We start from the raw sequence: 24,908 nt of genomic DNA on the forward strand, positions 1-24,908 counted from the left end.
CCTCGCAGGTGTCCGGGTGCAGGTAGCCGCTGTGCCCGACGAGCTCGCCGAAGACCTGAGCACCCCCGCTGGCGCGGGGAGTGCGTCGTCCGTGTCGTTGTCCGCCCCTCCCTCCACCGGGCAGCGACCGAACGGAACGGTCGACGCGATCGTCGTCGTGCACAACGGAGCTGCGTGGCTGGCGCAGTGTCTCGACGGCTTGGCCGCCCAGACACTGCCGCCAGCGCGGCTCGTCATCGTCGACGTCGCGAGCAGCGACACGTCGAACGCCATCGCGCGCGCCCACTCCGGAGTGCGACGGGCCATCCCGTCCGTCGAGATCGTCCGACTCGACGGGCGCGTCCCGATCGGTCGCGCCATCGACGCCGGCATCGCCGCGCTCCCCGTCGGTGCCGATGCCTCGACGAGCTGGGTGTGGGTGCTCCACGACGACACCGTGCCGCGCGGCAACGCGCTGGCCCAGCTGCTCCAGGCCGGGCTCCGGTCGAAGTCCGTCGGGGTGGCCGGCCCCAAGATCGTCGACTGGGACGACCCGCGACGGCTCGTCGAGATGGGCATCCAGATCACCCGCACGGGCCGCCGGCTCGCCTCGCCCGTCCGCGGGGAGGCCGACCAGGGCCAGTACGACCACCGCGCGGACGTCCTCGCGGTGAGCACGAGCGGCATGCTCGTGCGACGCTCCGCCTACGACGACATCGGCGGTTTCGACACCGCGTTCGTCGAGCACGGAGCCGATCTCGACTTCGGCTGGCGGGCGCAGCTCGCCGGCCACCGCGTGATCGTCGTGCCCGGAGCGGTCGTGCGCGACGCCTCCGCGGGCATCGACGGCGAGCGACCCGGTGTCGCCCGGCCGCGCGAGCTCGAACGCCGCGGCCGCCGGGCGGCCCGGCAGGTCACGCTGGCCCGGTGCTCGCCGCTGGCCGCGCCCTTCCTCGCCGTCTGGATGGCCCTGTCGGCCGTCGTGTCGTCACTGACCCTGCTCGTGGCCAAGCGCCCCAGGCAGGCCTGGCGCGAGCTCACCGACGTCGGCGCGCTGCTGCACCCCGTCGCGACCCTCGGCGCCCGCTGGCGCGGACGTCGGACCAAACGACTGCGTCGCGACCACCTCGGCACGCTCTTCGTCGCCCCTGCGGTGGCCGCCCGCACGACCATCGACCACATCCAGGACGCCATCACGCCCGAGCGCACCCGCGCCCGCCGCGAGGCGGCGGTCACCACCGAGACCGGTCCCGTCGCCGAAGACTCCGAGTCCCTCGACCACCTCCCCGCCTCGCTGCCGCGTCGCATCGTCACCCACCCCGGCTTCCTCGCCGTCTTCGCCGTGCTCGTCGCGACCACGGTGGCCTGGCGCGACGCGATCCGCGCCGGCGCCCTGTCGCCGACGAACGCCGGTGTGGCCGGTGGCGAGCTGCGGCCCCTGACCACCGACGCGTCCGGCCTCTGGCACGCCTTCCGCGACGCCTGGCACGGCGCGGGCCTCGGCACCGGCGCCGAGTCCGGACCCCATCTCGCCGTCCTCTCGGCCCTCACCTGGCTCGCCGAGCGGGTCCCCGGCGTCGCCGAGAGCCGTTCGAGTGCGGGCGTGACGCTCGCGTGGCTGCTCTTCCTCACCCCCGTGCTCGCGACGTGGTCCGCCTACCTCGCCGGACGCGTCGTCACCTCGTCGCGGCCGGCTCGGGCTCTGGCCGCCCTCGCGTGGGGGACGGCCGGCGTCGCCGCGACCGGCATCTCGCAGGGCCGGGTGGGCGTCGCCGTCGTGCACGTGCTCCTGCCTTTCGTCCTCGCCGGCTACTGCCTCGCGGCGCGTCGTGACGGCACGTTCACGGCGACGTTCGCGACGGCGCTCGCGACCGCCGTGCTCGGGGCCTTCGCCCCGCCACTGCTCGCGCTCTCGGTCGTGGCTGCCCTGCTCCTCCTCGTGCTCGGCCCCGGCCTGCGTCGTGCCCGGGCGCTCGTCCTGCTCGTCGTGCCCACCGCGCTCCTCGGGCCGTGGGTGGCCCGCTTCGTCGAGGACCCGCGCCTGCTCCTGTCGGGCCCCGGTCTCGTCACCACCTCCGAGGCCCGCGGCCCGTGGGGCGTGCTCGCGCACGTCCTCGGCGAGCCGGGCGCCACGACCTGGGCCATGTGGTTGTGGGCCCCGCTCGTCCTCCTCGGGATCGTCGGCTTCGCGACCCGCGGACGCAGCCGTGCCGAGTCGGTCGGACTGCTGGCCGGCGGGCTCCTCGCGCTGGTCGGGCTCGCCTGCGCCCTCGTGTCGGAGCGGGTCGTGCTCGGCTCGGCCGAGACCGGCGTCGGACGGTCCGCGGCGGCCCACCTCTGGGCCGGCGTCGGCATCCAGCTCTGGCTGGCCGGCCTGCTCGTGGGCGTGCTGGCGGGCAGCAGGCCCGTGCTCGCCTCGCTGCGCCGACCCGGCCGCCGTTGGGGTTTCGCGGCCGCCGTCGCCGCCGCGACGCTGGCGGTCGTCCCCGTCCTGGCCGGCGCCGCCGCCTGGGGGTTCCAGGGCATCGGTCGCACGCTCTCGGTCGGACAGGCCACCCTGCCCGCCGTCGCGCTCGAGCAGGGGAGCGGCCCGCTCGGCAACCGTCTGCTGCTCCTGCGCCCGTCCGACGACGTCGTCGACTTCGTGCTGGCCGGACAGGAGCCGGGAGAGGTGCTGCGCGACCTCGACCGCACCCCCGACGCCGACGACGCCCCGCTCGTCGACGCGGTGGCCAACCTCGTCGGCGGTCGTGGGGCTGACTCCCTCGACTCGACCGCACTCGCCCGCCTGGGCGTCGGCTTCGTCCAGGTGCGCGCGACGGCCGACTCCGCCCTCGCCCGTCGGCTCGACTCCTCCGAGGGGCTGAGCCGTCTCGGCACGAGCGAGCGCGGCATCCTCTGGAAGGTCCAGCCGCTGCCGGCCGCCGACGGCGGGGCCCCGGCGACCGCGCCATCGCGAGCCCGCCTCGTCGACGGCGACGGTGCGCTGCTGCGGGTCGTGCCGACCTCGGGGCCGCACGCCGCGGTGAGCACGACGTTGCCTGCCGCCACCGCCGGCTCCGCAGCCCGGTTCGTCGTCCTCGCCGAGCCCGCCGAGTGGTCGCAGCAGGCGCTGGTGACCTTCGACGGACGAGAGCTGCCGCCCGTGGCCGGCGCAGCCCAGCCGACGTATGCCGTGCCCGCCACCTCGGGGGACCTCGAGATCGATCTCGCTGCGGCACAGCCGTGGTGGCGCCTCGGGCAGGGTCTGCTGCTCGGATTCGTGGTCTTCATGGCCGTGCCCTTCGGCAACCGACGCTCGAGGAGGCGCACATGACCAACGTGTCCGGCATGGTCAGGGCGGGGTCGGTGGCGCTCGTGGCCGCGGGCCTCGCGCTCGGCGCCACCCGCGTCAGCGGCTCGCTGCAGCTGGCGACCCCGGGTCAGCAGGCGGGCCTGCCCGAGTCGTCCAACGTCCTGCTCGACGAGGCCTCTCTCGTGTGCCCGGGACAGCAGCGGCTCGGCGCCACCGGGCTGCGTGACGTCACGGGCACCGTCACGGTCGCCGCCGCGACCCCCGACCAGGGCGTCGTCGCTGGGGCGCCGGTCGGCGGCTCCGGCACGGTGCAGCTGCTCGCCGGCCCGTCGTCCACCGGACTGGCCCAGACGTCCGACCGGGGAGAGGTGGCCTCGGCCGGTGTCTCGGCCCCCGAGGTCGTCATCGCGAAGGCCAGGGGCGCCTTCGCCCCCGGGCTCGTGGCCACGCAGGTGTGGCGCCACAGCGGCGACGACGACCGCGGCCTCGCCGTGACACCGTGCCAGCTTCCGTCGTCCGACGTCTGGCTCGTCGGCGGCGGTGGAGGACCCTCTCGCACCGAGCGCATCATCGTGAACAACCCCGGCGCCAACGCCGTGTCGGTCTCGCTCGAGGCCTTCGGGCGCGGAGGCCCCGTCGACGCGGCCGGCGAACGCAGCATCTCGATCCCGCCGCTGTCGCGCGAGGTCGTGTCGCTCGACGCCGTCGCCCCCGACGAGGCCGGGCCGGTCGTCCACGTCACTGCCACCGGCGGGGTCGTGTCGGCCGTGCTCGTCGAGCAGTGGATCCTCGGGGCGACCGGCCGCGGCATCGACGACTCGACCCGGGCTGCGTCACCGAGCACCGACCTCGTCGTGCCCGGCGTCGAGACCGGCGGCGGGATCTGGCTGCGCCTCGCCAACCCCGGCGACACCGAGGCCCTGGCCCAGGTGCGCCTGCTCACCGACAAGGGTGCGGTCCAGCCCGAGGGCCTCAGGGCCGTCCGCGTCCCGGCCGGCTCGACGCTCGACGTGGGCGTCCCGTCCAACACGGCCACCATGGGCCTGGGTGTCCGGTCCGACCATCCGCTCGTGGCGGCGGCGTGGACCGAGCGACGGTCGACCACCGGCGACCAGATGGGTGACTTCGCCTGGACGCCCGCGACGCCACCTCTTCGGGGCGTCGCCGGAGTCCAGCTCCCCGGGCTCGACGGCACGACGAAACGCCTTCTCCTGACGGCGGGCTCGTCTCCCGCCACGGCACAGGTGCGCCTCGGCACCGGTGACGGCGCGCAGGTGTCCACGGTGGACGTGCCGGCCGAGACGACCGTGGCGGTCGACGCGAAGGACGCCGACGGCGTGTGGGTCGTGCCGACGAAGGGCCTCCTGCGCGGCGTCGTCTCCGTGTCAGGCGTCGACAGGGGAGTGCCGTTCTTCTCGGTCGCCTCGCTCAGCGACGCGCCGGTGCGGGCCCTGTCGGTGCCGGTGCGTCAGGTGCGCAACTAGCGCGGACGGGGGCCACGGTGACGGGGCGTCACGGCGATGTGCGAGGGAGGCCCGGTGACGGACCGGTGGGGCACCAGCGGTCCGTCACTCCCCGAAGCCGGGGTCGAGCTCCTCCGGCGACACCCCGAGCAGGCCGGCGACCTGCTCCGTCACGATGTCGGCGACGAGCGCCGCGACGTCACGACGGTCGGTGACCCGCGTCTCGACGGGGCGGCGGTAGACGACGATCCGCGCCGTACGCGCGCTCGTCGCGGGGTAGAGGCGGCCGAGCGGCACCTCGCGGTGGTCCCACGGGGCGGGTCCGCGAGGCACGTCCTCGACGGCGAACTCCACTGCGGGAAAGGCACGCCCGCACGTCGCCTCGAGTCGGGCCGCGGCGTCGAGGACGAAGTCGTCGAACTCGTCCCGGCGCGAGGTCATGGCGGGCACGGGCGGCCAGGCCAGTGGTCCACGTCGGCCGCGGCCGTGCCGGTCACGCCGACGTCGACGCCCGGGGGTGCGGGGCGAGGCGGTGTCCACGAGCCCACTCTAGATCGACCGGCGCCGGGACGCGTGACGCCACCCGACGGCATACGCCCTCGGTGATCTCGTGATCCGACGGCGTGGTGATTCGTCCTCTTCCGGAGGGCGGACTAGAGTCCCGGATCGTGGGTCTGACACGTGGGTGCTCGAAGACGGGATGCGCCCGTCCCGCCGTCGCGACCCTGACCTACGCCTACGCGGACCGCGCGGTCGTGGTGGGTCCGCTCGCGACGTACGCCGAGCCGCACACCTACGACCTGTGCCGCGAGCACGCCGAGCGCATGACGGCTCCCCGTGGCTGGGAGGTCGTGCGCGTGGGCGGCGACTTCCCCGAGCCGGCCCTGGCCGCCGACGACCTCCTGGCGCTGGCCGACGCCGTGCGCGAGGCCGGCCGGCCGCGCACGAGCCGCCCGGGGGAGGCCCGCACGACCTCTCGGGGCCAGGCCGACGCGGAGGCGGACTCCGGCGCCGTCGAGTCCGGCCGCCGCGGACACCTGCGCATCCTCAAGGACTCCTGACCACTAGGGTGTTCGGCGTGCCCCACCTCGCAGACTTCGTCAAGGCCTACGACGTACGTGGAATCGTGCCCGACCAGCTCTCGCCCGACGTGGCCCACGCCATCGGTGCCGCGTTCGCCGAGGTCGTCGCCGTGCCTGACGGCGCGAGCGGCGTCGTCATCGGCCACGACATGCGGCCGAGCTCGCCCGAGCTCTCCGCGGCCTTCGCCGCCGGTGTGACATCGCGTGGCGTGGACGTCACCGTGATCGGGCTCTGCTCGACCGACGGTCTCTACTACGCCAGTGGCGCCCTCGACCTGCCCGGCGCCATGTTCACCGCGAGCCACAACCCGGCCCAGTACAACGGCATCAAGCTGTGCCGCTCGGCGGCGCGTCCGGTCGGCCAGGACTCCGGTCTCGCCGAGATCCGCGACCTCGCCCAGTGGCTGCTCGACGGCGGCACCGGACTGGCCCACCCGGCCGGCGGTCCCGGGTCGGTGACGACCTGCGACCTGCTCGGTGACTACGCTGCCTTCCTGCGCGGCCTCGTCGACCTGTCCGGCTCGCGTCCCCTCAAGGTCGTCGTCGACGCCGGCAACGGCATGGGCGGTCACACGGTTCCGGCCGTGCTCGGCACGGGCGCCGACCTGCCCGAGCTGCCGCTCGAGATCGTCCCGCTCTACTTCGAGCTCGACGGCACCTTCCCGAACCACGAGGCCAACCCCCTCGACCCGGCCAACCTCGTCGACCTCCAGGCCGCCGTACGCGAGCACGGCGCCGACATCGGCCTCGCCTTCGACGGTGACGCCGACCGCTGCTTCGTCGTCGACGCCGACGGCGAGCCCGTCTCGCCGAGTGCCGTCACCGGCCTCGTCGCGGTCCGCGAGATCCTCCGGGCCCGCGAGGGCGGCGACACCGAGGTGTCGATCGTGCACAACGTCATCTCCAGCGCCGCGGTGCGCGAGATCGTCGTCGAGCACGACGCGACGCCGGTGCGCACGCGCGTCGGTCACTCGTTCATCAAGGCCGAGATGGCCCGCGCCGGAGCCGTCTTCGGTGGCGAGCACTCGGCCCACTACTACTTCCGTGACTTCTGGTACGCCGACACCGGGATGCTCGCCGCCATGCATGTCCTCGCCGCCCTCGGTGAGCAGGACGGCCCGTTGTCGGAGCTCTGCGACGAGTACGAGCGCTACGTCGCCTCCGGCGAGATCAACTCGACCGTGACCGACCAGGCCGCCGTCGTCGAGCAGGTGCGAGCCTGGGCCCAGGTGCGTGGGGCCGGCACCGACGAGCTCGACGGGCTCACCGTCACGAGCCCCGAGGGAGACGTCCCCATGTGGTGGTTCAACGTGCGCGCCTCCAACACCGAGCCGCTCCTGAGGCTCAACGTCGAGGCCGCCGACCGTGAGACGATGCAGGACGTGCGCGACGAGCTGCTCGCCCTCATCCGGTCGGGCGCCGACACCCCCGACGCACCCGACGCTCCCGAGGAGACCGGGTCCACCACCGTCCAGGACGCAGGAGACGCTTCGTGAGCCAGAGCCAGCAGACCATCGAGCCGTGGCTGCGCGGCATCATCCGGTGCCCGCAGTGCAAGGGTGAGCTCACCGACGCGGTGAACGTCGTCGGTGACGCCGAGGTCGCCGAGCTCCGCTGCGACGCCTGCCACCTCGCGTACCCCGTCGAGGGCGGCGTCCCCGTCCTCCTCGTCGACCTCGCCCGACGCACCGACGGCTGAGGCCCGTGGGCGCCGTGTTCGACGAAGCCCGCCTCGACGACGAGGGTGCCCTCGCCTCCCTCGACTCCAGCGACACCCTGCGCGCCCTGGCCGGCGCCGGCGCCCAGGTGCGCCGCACCGTCGCCGCGTCGGCCGAGGCCGGTCTCGACCGGTTGCGTGACGTCGAGCCCCGCGGCGTCGTCGTCGCGGCCGCCGGCGGGTCGGTCGCCGTGGCCGACCTCTTCGAGGCCGTCTCGCGCGGCGCGTCGGCGCTGCCGGTCCAGAGCTGCTCGTCGGGGTCGCTGCCCGGCTGGGTGGGGGCCCTCGACGTCGTCATCGCGGTGTCGCAGTCCGGTCGTGCGGCCGGCACCCTCGCCCTCGCAGCCGAGGCGGCCCGGCGCGGTGCGTTCCTCGTGACGGTCGGCGCGGGCGAGTCGCCGCTGGCCGAGGTCTGCGCGCGTGCCCACGGCGTGCACGTCCCGATCGCCGTCGGCGGCTCGTCCTCCCGCACGTCGGTGTGGGCCCAGGCCACGCCGGCCCTGCTCGCTGCCGACGCCATGGGCATCGCGTCCGTCAGCCAGGAGACGCTCGCCGAGCTCGCCGACCTCCTCGACCGCACGGCCACCGACGCGCGTCCCTCGTCGGAGTCGTTCGTCAACCCCGCCAAGGTGCTCGCGACCGAGCTGGCCGAGTCGACGCCCATCGTCCTCGGTGAGGGCCCCTTCGGCGACGTCACCGCACGCCGGGCCGCCGCGATGTTCGGTCGCACCGGTCGGGTGCCCGTCGCGCACGGCGCCCTGCCCGACGCGGCCAGCCAGATCGTCGCGTGCTTCGACGGTCCGTTGGCACCCGGCCAGTCCGGCGGCGGTGGGAGCGACGACATCTTCGCCGACCCGTTTCTCGACGGCCCGAGCCGGCCGCCGCTGCGGCTCATCATGCTGCGCGACACCTCGCCCGGGGACGGCCACGGCCTCGCCGACACCGTCGTGTCCGTCGCCGAGGACGCCGGGGTCCGGGTGTCGCTCGTCGACGCCCCCGCAGCCGACCCGCTGCTGCGCCTCGCCCACCACGTCGCCCTGACCGACTTCGCCGCGACCTACCTCGCTCTGGGCTTCGGCTTCGACCCCGCGACGTCGCCCCACGTCCGCCTGCTGCGTGGGGCCCGGGACACCTGAGCCCCCGGAGACGACCGGCCGCGTATGCCGTGGGCGGGCCGCACGGGACCGGATGCCGTCCCGGCTCGGCCGGGTGTGCCACGTAGGCTGCCACGGTGACGGAGCACTACGACCTGGCCATCATCGGCACCGGATCGGGCAACTCGCTCGTGACGCCCGACTTCGACGACAAACGCGTCGCGATCATCGAGGGCGGGACGTTCGGTGGCACCTGCCTCAACGTCGGCTGCATCCCGACGAAGATGTTCGTCTACGCCGCGGACATGGCCCGAGACGTGCGCGACGCCGGCCGCTTCGGCGTCGACGCCACCCTGCAGGGCGTGCGCTGGGCCGACGTGCGCGACCGGGTCTTCGGGCGCATCGACCCCATCTCCGACGGTGGCCGGCGCTACCGCGTCGAGGGTCCCAACACGACGGCGTACCTCGGGCATGCGCGCTTCACGGGTGACCGGACGCTCACCGTCGACCTCGGCGAGGGACGCGAGGAGACGCTGACGGCCGACCAGGTCGTCGTGGCCGCCGGCGCCCACCCGGTCGTCCCCGAGGTCGTCACCGAGTCGGGCGTGCCGTTCCACACCTCCGACACGATCATGCGCATCGACGCGCTGCCCGAGCGGCTAGCCATCATCGGCGGCGGCTTCATCGCGGCCGAGATGGCGCACGTCTTCGCCTCGTTCGGCGTGCACGTGACCGTCGTCGCGCGCTCCTCGCTGCTGCTGCGTCACCTCGACACCGAGATCGCGCAGCGCTTCACCGACCTCGCCCGCGAGCAGTGGGACGTGCGCACCGGCACGAGCGTCGTCGGTCTCGGGCGGGGCGACGGGGGAGCCGGGGTCCGCCTCCACCTCGACAGCACGGCCGTCGTCGACGCCGACCTCCTGCTCGTCGCGACCGGTCGCCGTCCCAACAGCGCGGGGCTCGGAGCCGACGCCGGTGGCCTGAGCCTGCTCGACGACGGGCGCGTCGAGGTCGACGCCTGGGGTCGCACCAGCGCACCCGGGGTGTGGGCCCTCGGCGACATCAGTGCGCCCCACCAGCTCAAGCACCTGGCCAACGCCGAGGCGCGGACCATCGCGCACAACCTCGTGCACCCCGACGAGCTGCGCCGGCTGCCTCACGACAACGTGCCGTCGGGGGTCTTCAGCCACCCCCAGATCGCCACCGTCGGCCTGACCGAGCAGGAGTGCGTGGACCAGGGGCTGGCCCACACGGCATACGTGCAGGCCTACGGCGACACGGCGTACGGCTGGGCGATGGAGGACACGACGGGCGTCTGCAAGCTCGTGGCCGACCCCGACACCGGACTCCTCCTGGGCGCCCATCTCATGGGCGCCCAGGCCACCTCGCTCATCCAGCCCCTCGTGCAGGGCATGGCGTTCGGCACCGCGGTCCACGACCTGGCCCGCGGGCAGTACTGGATCCACCCGGCCCTGGCGGAGGTCGTCGAGAACGCGCTGCTCGGGCTGAAGCTCGACGCACCGGCCTGAGCGCGTTCCCAGCCGCCTCCCAGACCACCCTAGGATGACGCCATGGCAGGCGGACTCGTAGCCCTACTCGACGACATCGCGGCACTCGTGAAGCTCGCGGCGGCGTCCGTCGACGACGTGGGTGCGGCGGCCGCCAAGGCCAGCGTCAAGGCCACCGGCGTCGTCGTCGACGACACGGCCGTCACCCCGCGCTACGTGCAGGGGCTGGCACCCGAGCGCGAGCTGCCGATCATCAAGCGGATCGCCCTCGGCTCCCTGCGCAACAAGCTCCTCATCATCCTCCCGGTCATCATGGTGCTCAGCCAGTTCCTCCCATGGCTGCTGACCCCGATCCTCATGGTGGGCGGCGCCTACCTCGCCTACGAGGGCGCCGAGAAGGTCTGGGAGATCGTCGCCGGACACGAGGAGGAGGAGGCCGAGGTCGGCGAGGTCGACGAGAAGGCCGTCGTCTCCGGCGCGATCCGCACCGACTTCATCCTGTCGGCCGAGATCATGGTCATCGCCCTCAACGAGGTCGACACCGAGCCGTTCGTCTCGCGGCTCATCATCCTCGTCATCGTTGCGCTGCTCATCACGGCGCTCGTCTACGGCGTCGTCGGCCTCATCGTCAAGATGGACGACGTCGGCCTGCACCTCGCCGAGCGCGAGTCGGGCGCCTCGCAGCGCATCGGGCGCGGCCTCGTCAAGGCGATGCCGAAGCTGCTCTCGGTCCTGTCGACGGTCGGCATCGCCGCGATGCTGTGGGTCGGTGGCCACATCCTCCTCGTCGGCGTCGACGAGCTCGGCTGGCACGCCCTCTACGACGTCGTCCACCACCTCGAGGAGGGCGTGTCCGGGGTTGCCGGCATCGGCGGCTTCCTGGCGTGGGTCGTCAACACGCTCGCCTCGGCCCTCATCGGCCTCGTGGTCGGCGCGGTCGTCGTCGCGGTGCTCCACGTCCTCCCGCGCCGCAAGAAGCACGACGAGGCCGCGGCCACGCACTGACGCGCGTGCGGGGTCCAGCGGCACACCTCGGGGTCGACCACGCCGCGTATGCCGTGTGTTGCTGTCCACAAGGTGCGTCCCCGAGGGGTGGGTGGCCTCGAGCCGCCGTCCACACCCCGGTCCCGGCACCCGCCGGTGTCCACAGCGGGTGCCCCAGCATCGGGGACGGCGGCACGTGGCGCGCACCCTGACGGCATGGACCTCGCACCGGATCTCGTGCCCGATTGCGACGACGACGTCGTCGACGCAGCCCGACTGCACGAGGTCGGCCTGACCTCGCACGACATCGAGCGGCTCTGCCGGGACGGGCGCCTGCACCGCCTCGTCCGCCGTTGGTTCGCCACCCGTGATCCGGTGGACGCCGTGGACCGGCACCTGCTCGGCCTGCGGGCGCTGCTCCGCCACTTCGAGGGCCGGGTCGCGGCCAGCCACCACTCGCGGTTGCTCGCGGTCGGGATCCCGGTCTGGCGCGCCGACCTCTCCGTCGTCCACGTCACCCGGGTCCGCGACCGCGGGTCGAGGTCTCGTCAGGGGTACCGAGTGCATCCCGCCCTACCGGGACCGCGGGTCCGAGAGACCACGTCGGGACCCGTCCTGCCGATCGCCGTCGCGGTGGTGCAGACCGGGATCGCACCCGTCCGAGCCGCGCTGGCCCACGCGGACGGGCGGCACGAGTCTCCGGGCGAGACCCGGCTCGCAGCGGTTCTGCGCGGGCTGGAGATCCGTGCGACGCCCCAGGTGTTGATCCGGACGAGGCAGGGGCCCAAGCGGGTCGACGCACTGCTCGACGACCATCCCGTCGTCCTCGAGTTCGACGGTGCGGTGAAGTACCGCCCCGCCGAAGGTGCCGCAGCTGCAGCCCGCGCGGCTGAGGGGGACGGCAGGGCCGGCCTGCCGGCCGACAACCCCCTCTTCGCAGAGAAGGTCCGCGAGGACGCGATCCGCGACGAGGACTACGAGGTCGTCCGAGTGGTGTGGTCACAGCTCGGCGACCCCGGTGGCATCCGACGCCGGATCGAGAGCGCAGCCCGCCGGGCTGCTCGTCGTGCCGCCTGACCTGCGCGATCCTCACCCCACCGCCCCGCACACCTCGAGGTCATCGTCACACCGGGCGCGGTGGGTGGCCGACCCCAAGGTGTGCGGGTGTCAGAGAGCGGGGAGGCGGACGACGCTCAGGGCTCGACAGGTGATTCGAGGCCCGTCGGGCGCGCCGCTAGACTGGGCGACTGCCGGCGTGGGTGATGACCCGCCAGATGAGCCCAGAGGGGCGCGCCGGGTCTGCACACCGACGATCAAAGGAAACGATCACTCATGTCCTTCGACTACAAGGTTGCCGACCTGAGCCTCGCCGAGGCCGGCCGACACCAGCTCCGACTCGCCGAGCACGAGATGCCCGGCCTCATGGCGATCCGCGAGGAGTATGCCGAGGCCCAGCCCCTCAAGGGCGCCCGCATCGCCGGCTCGCTCCACATGACCGTCCAGACGGCCGTGCTCATCGAGACGCTCACCTCGCTCGGTGCCGAGGTCCGCTGGGCCTCCTGCAACATCTACTCGACGCAGGACGAGGCCGCCGCGGCCGTCGTCGTCGGCCCGCACGGCTCGGCCGACGACCTCCAGGGTGTGCCCGTCTTCGCCTGGAAGGGCGAGACGCTCCCCGAGTACTGGTGGTGCACCGACCAGATCCTCACCTGGCCCGGCGGCGAGGGCCCGAACATGATCCTCGACGACGGCGGCGACGCCACGATGCTCGTGCACAAGGGCCGCGAGTGGGAGCAGGCCGGCCAGGTGCCGCCGACCACCGAGGAGGACTCCGAGGAGTTCGGCGTCTTCAAGGAGCTCGTGCGCCAGACGCTCGCCACCGACCCGCAGAAGTGGACCACGGTCGCCGCCGGCATCAAGGGCGTCACCGAGGAGACCACGACCGGTGTCCACCGCCTCTACCAGCTGGCCGAGGCCGGCGAGCTGCTCTTCCCGGCCATCAACGTCAACGACGCGGTGACCAAGAGCAAGTTCGACAACACGTACGGCTGCCGCCACTCGCTCATCGACGGTCTCAACCGCGCCACCGACGTCCTCATCGGCGGCAAGGTCGCCGTGGTCGCCGGCTTCGGCGACGTGGGCAAGGGCTGCGCCGAGTCCCTCCGTGGCCAGGGCGCGCGCGTCATCGTCACCGAGATCGACCCCATCTGCGCCCTGCAGGCCGCGATGGAGGGCTTCCAGGTCGCCCGCCTCGAGGACGTCGTCGAGTCCGCCGACATCTTCATCACGACGACCGGCTGTTACGACGTCATCACGGCCGAGCACATGACGAAGATGAAGAACAAGGCGATCGTGGCCAACATCGGCCACTTCGACAACGAGATCGACATGGCGGGCCTCGCTCGCGTCGCCGGCATCCAGAAGACGGAGATCAAGCCGCAGGTCCACGAGTGGACCTTCACGTCCGGCAGCTCGATCATCGTGCTGTCCGAGGGTCGCCTGATGAACCTCGGCAACGCGACCGGCCACCCGAGCTTCGTCATGAGCAACAGCTTCAGCAACCAGACGATCGCCCAGATCGAGCTCTTCACCAAGACCGGCGACTACGCCAAGCAGGTCTACACCCTGCCGAAGCACCTGGACGAGAAGGTCGCGCGCCTGCACCTCGACGCCCTCGGCGTCCGGCTCACCGAGCTGACCAAGGGCCAGGCCGAGTACCTCGGCGTCGACATCGCCGGCCCGTACAAGCCGGAGCACTACCGCTACTGAGCCCACCCGCACCGCCGCTCCTCACCGGGACGGCACGCAACGGCGTACGTATGCCGCCCACCTCACGGAGGTGGGCGGCATACGTCCGTCCGGGGCGGAGGTGTTCGCCGTCAGAGCGGCGCGCGGAGCAGGACGTACTCGGAGCCGCGCTGGACGACGGTCCACTTGGCCTGCTGGGTCAGGGCCTCGACGACCGGCTGTCCCTTCGTCAGCAGCGCGTAGGTGCACCCGGTCCGGCGCACGTAGTCCTGCCAGCCAGGGGCGCCCCGCTCGAAGTCGATGTGCTCCTTGACGTGCCCGGTGGCATACACCTCGACGCGACCGTCGATGGTGGGGCGCACGTTCGGGTGACGCCAGATGAGCCAGCCCCCGACGCCGTAGTCGTTGCAGACGACCGTGCCCTGCGGCAGCGCGCCGAGGGGGGTGTCGAGGTCGTTGGCGCCCCAGGCCGGGACGGCCGCCCTGGTCGGGAGGACGAGCGCCGCGACGAGCAGGCCGAGGGCCGTCAGCCCGACGGTCAGGCCCACCTCGCGCCGGGTCACCGGCTCCCGGTCGGGTGGGAGCAGGCCCTGGATGGTCACTGCTGCGACAGGCGCGATGACGGCGGCACCGACGGCCACGGTGCGGCTGTAGAGCAGGGCCAGCCCGATCGCCAGGCCGACGAGCAGGATGTCGGTCCAGCGGACGCGGTGCCGCGAGCGCGCCCACACGAGCACGACGGTGCCGGCGAGGGCGAGGAACGCGAGGAAGCCGGGCTGGTGGAGCGACGGCGGCATCCACTCCTCGATGTACTGGGTCGTCTCGTTGACGGCGAAGGGCGACAGGAGCAGCTCCGGCCCGGTCGGGGTCACGGCGGCCGCGGCGACCGAGGCGAGGGGAACGAGCGCGAGCCGCAGCCACTGTCGACGGGTCACGGCACGGTCGAGGGCGATCCCGGCCAGCGCCACGACGCCGATGACGACCCCGAAGAACCACATGCCGTGCGTGCAGGCCCACACCCACGTGACCGGCACGAGCCACCACCTGGGGCGGCCGTCGGCGGCCGAGCGCAGCCACGCGGCGGTGAACGCCACCGCGAAGGCGAAGGAGAGCAGGTGGGGCCGCAGCGACAGGCTCTGGCTCATCGCGACGAGGGCCACGGACGTCACGGCGGCCGAGGCGAGCAGCGAGGCCCGCGGCCGGGTCGCGCGCCACAGCGTGAGGCCGATGGCGGCACCGCCGAGCGGGAGCAGCCACGCGACGCCCGGCAGCCCGAGCAGCTGCTGGACGACGCTCATGAGCAGCTCGGGCAGCCACTCGTGCAGCCGCCACGGCTGGGTCGACATCGTGCTCCACGGGTCGGGCCCGTTGAAGGTCCACGTCTCGCGGAGCCGGTCGCCGGCCGCCAGGTGCCAGAAGGTGTCGGGATCCCCGACCGGACGCGCGATCTGGATGACGGCGACGAGGATCACGAGCCCCGGCAGGGCCTGGCGCACGCCGAGGGGGAGGGGGCCACGTCGACCGCGGGGTGCCGGCTCCTGACCGCTCTCGGGGGTGCCGCCGGAGGTGCCGTCGGGCGTGCCGCCGGAGGTGCCGTCGGGCGTGCCGCCGGAGGTGCGGTCGGGCGTGCCGCCCGCTGCGCCGGCGGCAGGTCCGGCCTGCGGGTCCAGCGCGGCGGCCGGGGTCGTTCCCCTCGTGTCGCTCGTCACCGGGCGATCATCCCCGCTCGCCGGACCGCACGGGGGCTTTTGGGGGGGATTGGCGCCCGGCGTCGTGCATCCCCGGGAGCAGGTCGCGCCCCGCCCCTCACGGCTCCGGGAGCCCCGTCCCGTGGGAGGATCGGGGGACTCACCGACCACCCGTCTGGCAGGGACCCTCCATGAAGAAGCTCCTGACCGGTGCACTCGCACTGGCCCTCTCCGTCTCGCTCGCCGCCTGCTCGAAGTCCGTCGACCCGGCGGCAACCCCGACCTCAGCGGTCGGCTCGACCTCGAGCGCGACCTCTCCGTCCGACACGATGTCGTCGGGCACGACCGACGACACCGGCGCCACGGGCACGGGCACCGGGACCGGCACGCCCGGCGCGACCGCCGGGCCGGTCGACCAGTCGACGCCCGAGGCCGCGATGACGTCGTGGCTCGGCGCCATGGTGGCGGGCGACGGCAACACCGTGTGCGAGCTCATGGCCACGGGTGGCAAGGCCATCTCGAGCATCCCGGGCGCAGCCGCAGCGTGCGGCAAGACGATCACACCGATGCTCGACCAGATCAAGGAGCTCGGGGCCGCCTTCCAGGGCCTCAAGATCAGCGGCGCCACCGTCAACGGCAACAACGCCACCTTCGAGAGCGTCACGACCGAGCCGGCCCTCGCCGCCGACGTCGTCTCGAGCTTCAAGGCCGTCAAGATCGGCGGCAAGTGGTACGTCACGCAGAGCTGAGCGGCTGCGCCGAGCCGTTCGACGAGGGGCCCCGACCACGGTCGGGGCCCTCGTCGCGTCCGAGGCCGGAGGCCGCGTGGCGCGCTCTCGGGAGGCGGCCGCGGAGGGTGCGCGGACGGCATACGGCCCCGGGTGGGGGCTCGGGACGGTCAGCAGGTCGTCAGGCGTGTGTGATGATTTGGTCAGGACGTACGGGGCGCGTGGTCCGCGGGTCCCGGGAAGGAGTGTGTCGTGAAGGGTCGGGTACTGGTCGTCGACGACGACCTCGCACTCGCCGAGATGCTCGGGATCGTGCTGCGCAACGAGGGGCTCGAGGTCACGCACGTGGCCGACGGCTCCGAGGCGGTCGGCGCCTTCCGTGAGTCGCGGCCCGACCTCGTGCTGCTCGACGTCATGCTCCCGGGGCTCGACGGCATGGAGGTCTGCCGCCGCATCCGCGCCGAGAGCGGGGTGCCCATCGTCATGCTCACGGCACGCACCGACACCGTCGACGTCGTCGTCGGTCTCGAGTCCGGCGCCGACGACTACGTCGTCAAGCCGTTCAAGCCGCAGGAGCTCATCGCCCGCGTCCGCGCCCGGCTGCGCCGCGGTGACGAGCCGGCGCCCGAGAAGCTGTCCATCGGCGACCTCGAGATCGACGTGGCCGGCCACTCCGTCAAGCGCGACGGCGAGTCGTTGTCGCTGACGCCGCTCGAGTTCGACCTCCTCGTCGCGCTCGCCCGCAAGCCGTGGCAGGTGTTCACCCGCGAGGTGCTCCTCGAGCAGGTCTGGGGCTACCGCCACGCGGGCGACACCCGCCTCGTCAACGTCCACGTGCAGCGACTGCGCTCCAAGATCGAGCACGACCCGGAGCGGCCCGAGATCGTCGTGACCGTCCGTGGTGTCGGCTACAAGGCCGGGCCGACCTGACATGACCGAACGCGCGGCCCGGAGCGGACCCGCGGGCCTCGCCTCGCGGGTGGGCTCGGCGCTGCGTGGCGCGTGGCGCCGGCTGCTCCATCTCTGGCGGGCCTCGCTCGGCTTCCGCGTCGTCGTCGTGACGATGCTGCTTGGCATCCTCGTGCTCACCGCGGTCGGCACCTACCTCTACGGCTCGATCGCGCAGGGGCTCGTCGACAGCCGGCAGCGCATCGCGTCCGAGGACAGCCTGCGCGACGCCACCGACGCGCAGGGACAGTTCGACTCGACCGACCAGACCGACACGCAGGCCAAGCTGACGCAGTTCGCGACGACGCTGATCAACACCTACCGCCGCGACGCCGGCAACGAGACCCGCTATGTCGTGCTGACCAGCCTCGATGACAACAGGTCGCCGTTCATCGTCGGGCCGATCGAGAGCGGAAGCGTGGGCGTCCGGTTCATCCCGGACGAGCTGCGTCAGCAGGTCGCGGCCCAGCCCGAGCGACAGCACCTGCAGGTCGCGACCATCGAAGAGGGCAGCGACAGCATCTCGGCCGTCATCGTCGGCCAGAAGGTCGTGCTCCCGGTGGCGGGCAACTACGGCCTCTACTTCATCTACCCGATGGACCGCGAGCGCGAGATCATCAGCTTCATCGGGCAGACGTTCCTCTTCGGTGGGGCTGCCCTGATCCTGCTCATCGGTGCCATCGCCTTCGTCGTGACGCGCCTCGTGGCCGACCCGGTGCGTCGCGCCGCCGCGGTGGCCGAGCGCTTCGCCGAGGGCAACCTCAACGAGCGCATGCAGGCCAAGGGCGAGGACGACCTCGCGCGCCTCGGCACCTCCTTCAACGGCATGGCCGCCTCGATCCAGCAGCAGATCGCCCAGCTCGAGAACCTCTCGCGCGTGCAGCAGCGCTTCGTGTCGGACGTGTCGCACGAGCTGCGCACGCCGCTCACGACGATCCGCATGGCCGGCGACCTCATCCACGACTCACGCGGCGACTTCGAGCCGACCGTGGCACGCTCGGCCGAGCTGCTCCGCGGGGAGCTCGACCGCTTCGAGTCGCTGCTCAGCGACCTGCTCGAGATCTCCCGCTTCGACGCCGGCGCCGCGGTGCTCGAAGTCGAGGCGAGCGACCTGCGCGCCTGCGTCGAGCGCGCCGTCGACGCCCACCGCACCCTGGCCGGGCGCAAGGGCACCCGGCTCGTCGTCAACGCACCCTCGAGCCCCGTCGTCGCCGACATGGACTCGCGACGCATCGAGCGCATCCTGCGCAACCTCGTGTCCAACGCCGTCGAGCACGGCGAGGGCAAGCCCGTCGAGCTGACGATCGGCTCCAACGACTCCGCCGTCGCAGTGACCGTGCGGGACCACGGTGTCGGGCTCCGTCCGGGCGAGGCGGCACTCGTCTTCACCCGCTTCTGGCGGGCCGACCCCGCCCGAGCACGCACGACCGGCGGCACCGGCCTGGGCCTCGCCATCGCCCTCGAGGATGCTCGGCTGCATGCCGGCCGCCTCGAGGCCTGGGGCGCCCGGGGCGAGGGGTCGTGCTTCCGCCTCACCCTGCCGCGCCAGGCCGACGCGACCATCACGAGCTCGCCGCTGCCGCTCAGCCCGCTCGCAGCCGAGGCCGCCCGGGCACGCGCGGCCGGACGGGACGACTCCATGGACACCGCGGGCCGCCCCGGCTCGTCGGGTCCCGACCAGCCTGCCGACGACGACACGGTGCGCCTGCGACGCATCGTCGTGGAGCGTGCCCCGTGAGAGCCCGCGGCCTCGCGGCGCTGCTGCTCGTCGCATCCACCACCCTCGCGGCCTGCGGCGGCCTGCCCGCCACTGGCCCGGTCGTCGAGGGGCGCGCGCTCGGCGAGGTCCTCAACGAGCCGGTCCGCGTCGTGGCCGTCGGTCCGGTGGACGGGGCGAGCCAGGAGGCCGTCGTCCGCGGCTTCCTCCGTGCCGGCGAGGACACCGACGAGACCCACGCGACCGGGCGGTCGTTCCTCGTGCCGCAGTCCGTCGACCTGTGGCGCTGGTCGAGCGAGGACGTCGTCGTCTACGACGGTGACCTCACGGTGCGACGGCTGACCGACGACACGGTCGAGGTCAGCGCGGCCGGGCTCGCCCGGCTGACGCCGGACGGACGCTACGTCGAGCAGCCCCCGGGCGCGCGGGAGAAGGTCATCCTCGGCCTGACCAAGGTCGGCGGTGAGTGGCGCGTCGAGCTGCCCAGCACGGGCTTCGGGCTGTGGCTCGACAACGACCAGTTCAACCGGGTCTACGTCAACCGCGTCGTCCACTACGTGACGCGCACCGGCCGCGACCTCGTGCCCGACTCGCGGTGGTTCCCGATCGGGACCCGGCTGGCCACCACTCTGGCCCGCGCCCAGCTGAGCGCCGTCCCCGGTCACCTCGCCGGCGCCGTCACCACGGGCGTGCCCGCGGGCACCCGTCTGGCCGTCAACGCCGTCCCCGTCGTCAACGGCAGGGCCCAGGTCAACCTCAGCAGCGAGGCCCTGTCCGCGGACCCGGTCGGACGGGCCGCGATGTGGGCCCAGCTGAGCAAGACCCTGAGCCAGATCTCGTCGGTGAGCTCGGTGTCGCTGGCGGTGGACAGCACCCAGCTCGAGCTGCCCGGCAGCGTGACCTCGGTGGCGTCCGCGTCGGAGCTCGGCTACGGCCTCGTCCCCAAGACCTTCCTCGACACGGCCCTGCTGCGCACGGGCGACGCCCTCCGCCGTTTCGACCCGCGCTACGTGCCCGACACCCAGGATGCGAAGCGACCTGACCTCAAGCCCAAGGACGGGGACGTCGCGCGCATCCCCGACACGTGGCGCACCCTCGCCCTGTCCGTCGACGGCAAGCAGGTCGCGGCCGTGTCGGCCAACCGCCGGGACCTGTCGATCTGGAAGGCCACCGAGCAGCCGAGGTCGGTGGCACCGTTCGCCGCGTCGCTGATCCGGCCCGTCTACGACGCCGACGGCTACCTGTGGATCGCGGGCAGCGACGGGCACGGCGACAACCGGGTCTTCGTCCTCGACTCCGTCTCGAGCGACCCCGACTCGACGCCGAAGCCGATCAGCACGCCGTGGCTCGGGGACCGCCGGGTCAAGTCCATCTCCGTCGCGGCCGACGCCACGCGCGTGCTCGTCGTCACGACCGACCGCTCGGGGGGCGACGAGCAGCTCGGTCTGAGCGGCATCGTCCGGGCGACGAACGGCGAGCCGGAGGGACTGTCGCAGCCGTTGCGCCAGGCCCAGTCGCTGACGCGCATCCAGGACGTCACGTGGCTCGACCCGGTCAGTTACGCCGTGCTGGGGCAGGTGCGCAAGGGCGACGCGATGCGCGCCTGGCTCGCGACGATCGGCGCCGGCGTCGACGGGACCCGTTCGGGGGCAGCGCGTCTGAGCCCCGTCCCCGGTGCCGTCACGATCACGACCGTCGGCGGTCCACGCGGCCTCATCATCGTCACGAGCGACAACCGGGTGCTCGCCAGGGCCGGCTCCAACTGGCCGCTCATCGAGCGCGGCAGCGACGTCCTCGTCCCCGGCGGCTGAGCGGCGCCCTCCGCCCGTCCACAGCCCCTCGGCGGTGACGCCTACCGTCCCCAGGGGCGGGAGGCTGCCTCGACCGACGGGTCCCCGTGCGGTGGGCTGGAGCCGTGCGAGGGCATCGCGGGCCGGGGCCGGGGAGCCCGTCACGCCTCGAGCGGGCCGGAGCCGTCGGACGGTCCGTGCGGGTCGTCCTGTCGGGCGCCCTGGCCCGGGTGCGGGACAGCGCCCTCACCGACCTCGTCCTGCCACGGGAGTGCGGTGGGTGCCTGCGCCCGGGCAGCCTCTGGTGCGCACGCTGCCGACGTGCCCTCGCCGATCTGGCGTTCGGTGCCGCGGCGTCACGGGACGCGCGCGGGCACTCCACGCGTACGCCCGTGGTGTCGACCGGTGCCCGCGTGCACGGGGGAGGGCCCTGGGTCGTCCCGCACCCGGTCCCGGACGGCATGCCGCCGGTGCACGCCTGGGGTGTCTACGCCGACCCGCTCCGGGCCGCGGTGTCGGCGTGGAAGGACGCCGGCCGCCGCGACCTCGAGGCCGTGCTCGTGCCCCTGCTCGCGACCTCGCTCGACGCAGCACTGGCCGGCGCCGGCTGGGACGGGGGAGCCGTCCTCGTCGTGCCCGCGCCCTCTTCGCGGCGCGCCGTGCGCGAACGCGGCGACACACCGATGACAGGACTGTGTGAGGCGGCGGTGGCGCAGCTCGCCGACCGACCGGGACCCGCGCTGCGCGTCGCCCCGGCCCTGCGCCACGTGCGCCGGGTCGAGGACCAGTCCGGGCTCGGGACGGTCGAGCGTCGCGGGAACCTCGCTGGGGCATTGTCTGTGATCCCCTTGTGGCGCAGCGTGATCCGGGGTCGGCGCTGCCTGCTCGTCGACGACGTGGTCACCACCGGTGCCACGTTCGCCGAGGCGGCCAGGGCGCTCCGAGCCGCGGGCGCCGGCTCCGTCATGGGGGCCTCGCTGGCCGCCACCCAGCGGACCCGTGGATGACCCGGGGCGGGTGGGGGTGGCCCGGCGGGCGCCGTGCGTGTGATGTTGCCGGGGGATGTCCGGCACGCCTTCCAGTGGGCCCGCGGCCCAAGTAGTGTCGAGTCATGGACCCCCGTCCCACGAGGAACGGCCTGCCGGCCGCCTCCCCGGGACGTGATCGACAGGAAGGGGTGGTGCCGCGTCGACCGCGGGCCTGTCCTAGGTGACCAGAGGCCCGGAAACACTCTCACTGCACCGCACGAAGAAGACGTGCGCGATCAAGGAGGAACCGTGGAGATCGTCGTCACTGGGCGCCACGTCCAGATCCCCGACCGATTCCGTGAGCAGCTCGACGAGCGACTGGCCAAGGTGCCCGCGCTCGCGCCCAAGGTGCACCGCATCGACGTCGTCGTCACCCACGAGCGGGTCGCCCGCGGGTCCGAGAAGGTCGAGATCACGTGCCACGCGAAGGGCCCCGTGATCCGGGCGGAGGCTTGTCTCGACGACAAGTACGCCGCCCTCGACGCGGCCGTGGACAAGCTCATGGACCGCCTGAGGCGGGTGCACGACAAGCGCAAGGTCAGCCGCGGACGACGGATCCCCGAGTCGGTCGCGCAGGCGACCGCACGCATCGACGCCTCTGCCAACGGGTCCGCCCGGGGCGACGCCGCTTCCGGCGACTCCGGTGAGGGCCGCGTCGACGACCTCGAGCGCTTCGGTGCGCTCGGCAACTCTCCCATCGAGGTCCGCGAGAAGATCCACACGGCCGCGCCCATGTCTCTCGAGGACGCCGTGAACCAGATGGAGCTCGTCGGACACGACTTCTTCCTCTTCCACGACGCCGACACCGACCGCCCGAGCGTGGTCTACCGGCGACGCGGCTGGAGCTACGGGGTGCTGCACCTCGAGACCGACGCGGACGCCGCCGTCGCCGCCACGGGCTGAACCCCCTGCACCCCGGGCATCGACGGCGTCGGGGCGTCCCCTCCCGAGGGGACGCCCCGACGGGTCCCCGGTGCCCCGACGGCGCGGCGGGGCCTCCGGCGGGCGCGGTGTCCGTGGTCTGGGCCAAGATGGAGGGGTGAACCCGCCCCCCGACGTCATCCGTGTCCTCATCGTCGACGACCACGCCCTCTACCGCCGGGGACTGCAGACCGTCCTGTCGACCGAGGACGGCATCGAGGTCGTCGGCGAGGCCGCCGACGGGGTCGAGGCGGTCGACCAGGCCGAGGAGATCCTGCCCGACGTCATCGTCATGGACGTCGGCATGCCCAAGCGCGGGGGCATCGACGCGTGCCGGGTCATCAAGCAGCGGGTCCCCTCGGCGCGCATCCTCATGCTGACGAGCTCCGACGACGAGGCCAACCTCTTCGAGGCGGTCCGCGCCGGGGCCAACGGCTACCTCCTCAAGGACGTGCCGCCCGAGGAGGTCGCGGCCGGCATCCGCGGCGTCTTCCAGGGTCAGTCCCTGCTCTCTCCGCTCATGGCCTCCAAGCTGCTCGAGGAGTTCAAGGCGATCAGCCAGAAGGACGTCCCCCCGGCGCCGACGCCCGGCCTGGAGCTGCCGCGGCTGACCCAGCGCGAGCTCGAGATCCTCCAGCGCGTCGCCAAGGGAAAGCTCAACCGCGAGATCGGCGCCGAGCTGTTCATCTCCGAGAACACCGTGCGCAACCACATCCGCAACATCCTCGACAAGCTGCAGATGCACTCACGCATGGAGGCAGCCATGTATGCCGTGCGCCAGCGGCTCATCGACCCCGACTGACCCAACTGACCCGACCGACACGGCCGACCCCGCCGACACGGCCGACCTGTCCAGGAGCACCGTCCATGACCGTCGTCACGCGCCCGATGACGCGCGCCCAGGCCCGCCGCGTCGCCATCGCCGCCCAGGGCTTCCTCGACCCGAGACCCGAGCCGTTCGCGGCGACGATGCGCCATGTGCAGCGCGTCATCGACCGCGTCGGGGTCGTCCAGATCGACAGCGTCAACGTCCTCGCCCGGAGCCAGTACCTCCCGTTCTTCTCACGTCTGGGGCCCTACGACCCCGCGCTCCTCGACCGGGCCCGCGACCGTGCCCCGAGGCGCCTCGTCGAGTACTGGGCCCACGAGGCCAGTCTCGTCCCGCCCTCGACGTGGCCGCTGCTCGACTTCCGCATGCGCGCGGCCGCCGAGAAGGCGTGGGGCGGGATGCGGCGCATCCTCGAGGAGCGCCCCGACTACGTCGACCTGGTGCGGGCCGAGGTCGAGGCCCGTGGCCCCATGACGGCGCGGGAGGTCGAGGTCGCCCTCGCGCACGACCAGCCGCGCCGGACCGACCACTGGGGCTGGAACTGGTCCGACGTCAAGCAGGCGCTCGAGTACCTCTTCTGGGCCGGGCAGATCAGCTCCGCGGGGCGCACGACCCAGTTCGAGCGACGTTATGCCGCGCTCGCCGCGACCGCCCCACCGCCGCTGCGGGCGGCCTGGACCGACCGGCCGGGTCCCGAGGCCGACCCCGACCGCCATCTCGAGCTCGTCCGCATCGCCGCCCGGGCCCACGGCGTCGGCACCGAGCTGTGCCTGGCCGACTACTTCCGGATCAAGCGCGAGGACGCCCGCCCGGCCATCGCCCAGCTCGTCGCCGACGGCGAGCTCATCCCGGTCACCGTGCCGGGCTGGAAGCCGGCCTGGCTCCACGCCGAGGCACGGCTGCCCCGGCGCGTGCACGCCGAGGCCCTGCTCAGTCCCTTCGACTCGCTCGTCTGGCAGCGCGAGCGCATCCACGCCCTCTGGGACTTCCTCTACCGCATCGAGATCTACACGCCGGCGCAGAAGCGCGTGCACGGCTACTACGTCCTGCCCTTCCTGTACGGCGACGCCCTCGTCGCGCGCTGCGACCTCAAGGCCGACCGCGTCGCGGGCGTGCTGCGCTGCCACCGGGTCACGTGGGAGCCCGGGGCCCCTGCCGACGCCCGCCCCGCCCTGGTTGCCAACCTCGAGTCGATGGCCGACTGGCTCGGACTCGGTCGGGTCGACCTGTCCCTCGACCCGTCGGGCGACCTGCCCGCCGCGTCGGGCGACGCGCTCGCCGCGCCCGAGCAGCCCGCCCCGGCCGACGCCGCCACGAGCCGCTGAGCGCGCCCCCGGGCACACGGCATACGCCGTCGGTGACGGGAGGGGGCGCGGGCTGCGCCGGTGC

20 protein-coding genes are annotated in these 24,908 nt (G+C 73.3%); 18 read left to right on the plus strand and 2 right to left on the minus strand.

What is annotated here, in order from left to right; genetic code table 11:
- The first annotated feature begins 16 nt into the window (after positions 1-16).
- Both ASD90_RS07035 and ASD90_RS07040 read left to right on the plus strand, forming a co-directional pair.
- The gene (locus ASD90_RS07035) at positions 17-3,295 is read left to right on the plus strand and encodes a glycosyltransferase family 2 protein (RefSeq protein ID WP_235506413.1); all 3,279 of its coding nucleotides are present in this window, start codon (positions 17-19) and stop codon (positions 3,293-3,295) included.
- On the plus strand, positions 3,292-4,758 hold the full coding sequence (locus tag ASD90_RS07040; protein WP_056753282.1) for a DUF5719 family protein: 1,467 nt from the start codon (positions 3,292-3,294) through the stop codon (positions 4,756-4,758). Before ASD90_RS07035 ends, ASD90_RS07040 begins: the two co-directional genes overlap by 4 nt.
- 84 nt (positions 4,759-4,842) lie before the next feature.
- Here the strand turns inward: ASD90_RS07040 and ASD90_RS07045 are convergent, their stop codons facing one another.
- A complete protein-coding gene (locus ASD90_RS07045; RefSeq protein WP_056753284.1) occupies positions 4,843-5,178 on the minus strand; it encodes a metallopeptidase family protein in 336 nt (111 codons plus the stop codon).
- A 227-nt stretch (positions 5,179-5,405) separates the two neighbouring features.
- On the opposite strand from ASD90_RS07045, the gene ASD90_RS07050 reads away from it, so the two are divergent.
- The 8 genes from ASD90_RS07050 to ahcY all read left to right on the plus strand — a co-directional run bounded on the left by ASD90_RS07050 (position 5,406) and on the right by ahcY (position 13,891).
- Complete coding sequence (locus ASD90_RS07050) at positions 5,406-5,798, plus strand: DUF3499 domain-containing protein (protein ID WP_056753286.1); 393 nt, start codon at positions 5,406-5,408, stop codon at positions 5,796-5,798.
- A gap of 8 nt (positions 5,799-5,806) precedes the next feature.
- A complete protein-coding gene (locus tag ASD90_RS07055) occupies positions 5,807-7,315 on the plus strand; it encodes a phosphomannomutase/phosphoglucomutase (RefSeq protein WP_056753289.1) in 1,509 nt (502 codons plus the stop codon).
- Positions 7,312-7,518 (plus strand): Trm112 family protein, encoded by a 207-nt coding sequence (locus ASD90_RS07060; RefSeq protein WP_056753292.1) that lies wholly within the window; start codon positions 7,312-7,314, stop codon positions 7,516-7,518. Before ASD90_RS07055 ends, ASD90_RS07060 begins: the two co-directional genes overlap by 4 nt.
- A 5-nt stretch (positions 7,519-7,523) precedes the next feature.
- Complete coding sequence (locus ASD90_RS07065; RefSeq protein WP_082588524.1) at positions 7,524-8,672, plus strand: SIS domain-containing protein; 1,149 nt, start codon at positions 7,524-7,526, stop codon at positions 8,670-8,672.
- A gap of 95 nt (positions 8,673-8,767) precedes the next feature.
- Positions 8,768-10,159, plus strand: a complete 1,392-nt coding sequence (locus ASD90_RS07070) for a mycothione reductase (RefSeq protein WP_056753294.1) — start codon at positions 8,768-8,770, stop codon at positions 10,157-10,159.
- A gap of 42 nt (positions 10,160-10,201) precedes the next feature.
- The gene (locus ASD90_RS07075; protein WP_056753297.1) at positions 10,202-11,143 is read left to right on the plus strand and encodes a DUF808 domain-containing protein; all 942 of its coding nucleotides are present in this window, start codon (positions 10,202-10,204) and stop codon (positions 11,141-11,143) included.
- A 195-nt stretch (positions 11,144-11,338) separates the two neighbouring features.
- Positions 11,339-12,199: a hypothetical protein gene (locus tag ASD90_RS07080; protein WP_056753300.1), complete on the plus strand. Its 861-nt coding sequence runs from the start codon at positions 11,339-11,341 to the stop codon at positions 12,197-12,199.
- A 255-nt stretch (positions 12,200-12,454) separates the two neighbouring features.
- Positions 12,455-13,891, plus strand: coding sequence for an adenosylhomocysteinase (gene ahcY, locus ASD90_RS07085; RefSeq protein ID WP_056753303.1), 1,437 nt, complete (start codon positions 12,455-12,457; stop codon positions 13,889-13,891).
- Between the two features lie 110 nt (positions 13,892-14,001).
- On the opposite strand, the gene ASD90_RS07090 is transcribed toward ahcY, so the two are convergent.
- The gene (locus tag ASD90_RS07090) at positions 14,002-15,579 is read right to left on the minus strand and encodes a hypothetical protein (RefSeq protein WP_056753311.1); all 1,578 of its coding nucleotides are present in this window, start codon (positions 15,577-15,579) and stop codon (positions 14,002-14,004) included.
- A 170-nt stretch (positions 15,580-15,749) separates the two neighbouring features.
- On the opposite strand from ASD90_RS07090, the gene ASD90_RS07095 reads away from it, so the two are divergent.
- The 8 genes from ASD90_RS07095 (at position 15,750) to ASD90_RS07130 (ending at position 24,844) form a co-directional block, all read left to right on the plus strand.
- Complete coding sequence (locus ASD90_RS07095) at positions 15,750-16,307, plus strand: hypothetical protein (RefSeq protein WP_235506414.1); 558 nt, start codon at positions 15,750-15,752, stop codon at positions 16,305-16,307.
- Positions 16,308-16,538: 231 nt separating this feature from the next.
- Positions 16,539-17,216 carry an MtrAB system response regulator MtrA gene (gene mtrA, locus ASD90_RS07100; RefSeq protein WP_056753314.1) on the plus strand — a complete coding sequence of 226 codons (678 nt, stop codon included), beginning with the start codon at positions 16,539-16,541 and terminating at the stop codon, positions 17,214-17,216.
- A gap of 1 nt (position 17,217) precedes the next feature.
- Positions 17,218-18,972: an MtrAB system histidine kinase MtrB gene (gene mtrB, locus ASD90_RS24220; RefSeq protein WP_304437878.1), complete on the plus strand. Its 1,755-nt coding sequence runs from the start codon at positions 17,218-17,220 to the stop codon at positions 18,970-18,972.
- Positions 18,969-20,762 (plus strand): GerMN domain-containing protein, encoded by a 1,794-nt coding sequence (locus tag ASD90_RS07110; RefSeq protein WP_056753317.1) that lies wholly within the window; start codon positions 18,969-18,971, stop codon positions 20,760-20,762. Before mtrB ends, ASD90_RS07110 begins: the two co-directional genes overlap by 4 nt.
- 104 nt (positions 20,763-20,866) lie before the next feature.
- Positions 20,867-21,748: a ComF family protein gene (locus tag ASD90_RS07115; RefSeq protein WP_157623037.1), complete on the plus strand. Its 882-nt coding sequence runs from the start codon at positions 20,867-20,869 to the stop codon at positions 21,746-21,748.
- A gap of 270 nt (positions 21,749-22,018) precedes the next feature.
- Positions 22,019-22,672, plus strand: a complete 654-nt coding sequence (gene hpf, locus ASD90_RS07120; RefSeq protein WP_056753321.1) for a ribosome hibernation-promoting factor, HPF/YfiA family — start codon at positions 22,019-22,021, stop codon at positions 22,670-22,672.
- Between the two features lie 136 nt (positions 22,673-22,808).
- Entirely contained in the window at positions 22,809-23,492 is a 684-nt protein-coding gene (locus tag ASD90_RS07125) for a response regulator transcription factor (protein ID WP_157610749.1), read from the plus strand.
- Positions 23,493-23,557: 65 nt separating this feature from the next.
- Complete coding sequence (locus ASD90_RS07130; RefSeq protein ID WP_235506415.1) at positions 23,558-24,844, plus strand: winged helix-turn-helix domain-containing protein; 1,287 nt, start codon at positions 23,558-23,560, stop codon at positions 24,842-24,844.
- The last annotated feature ends 64 nt before the right edge of the window (positions 24,845-24,908 follow it).

This window comes from Terrabacter sp. Root181, assembly GCF_001428505.1.
Classification (GTDB): domain Bacteria; phylum Actinomycetota; class Actinomycetes; order Actinomycetales; family Dermatophilaceae; genus Terrabacter.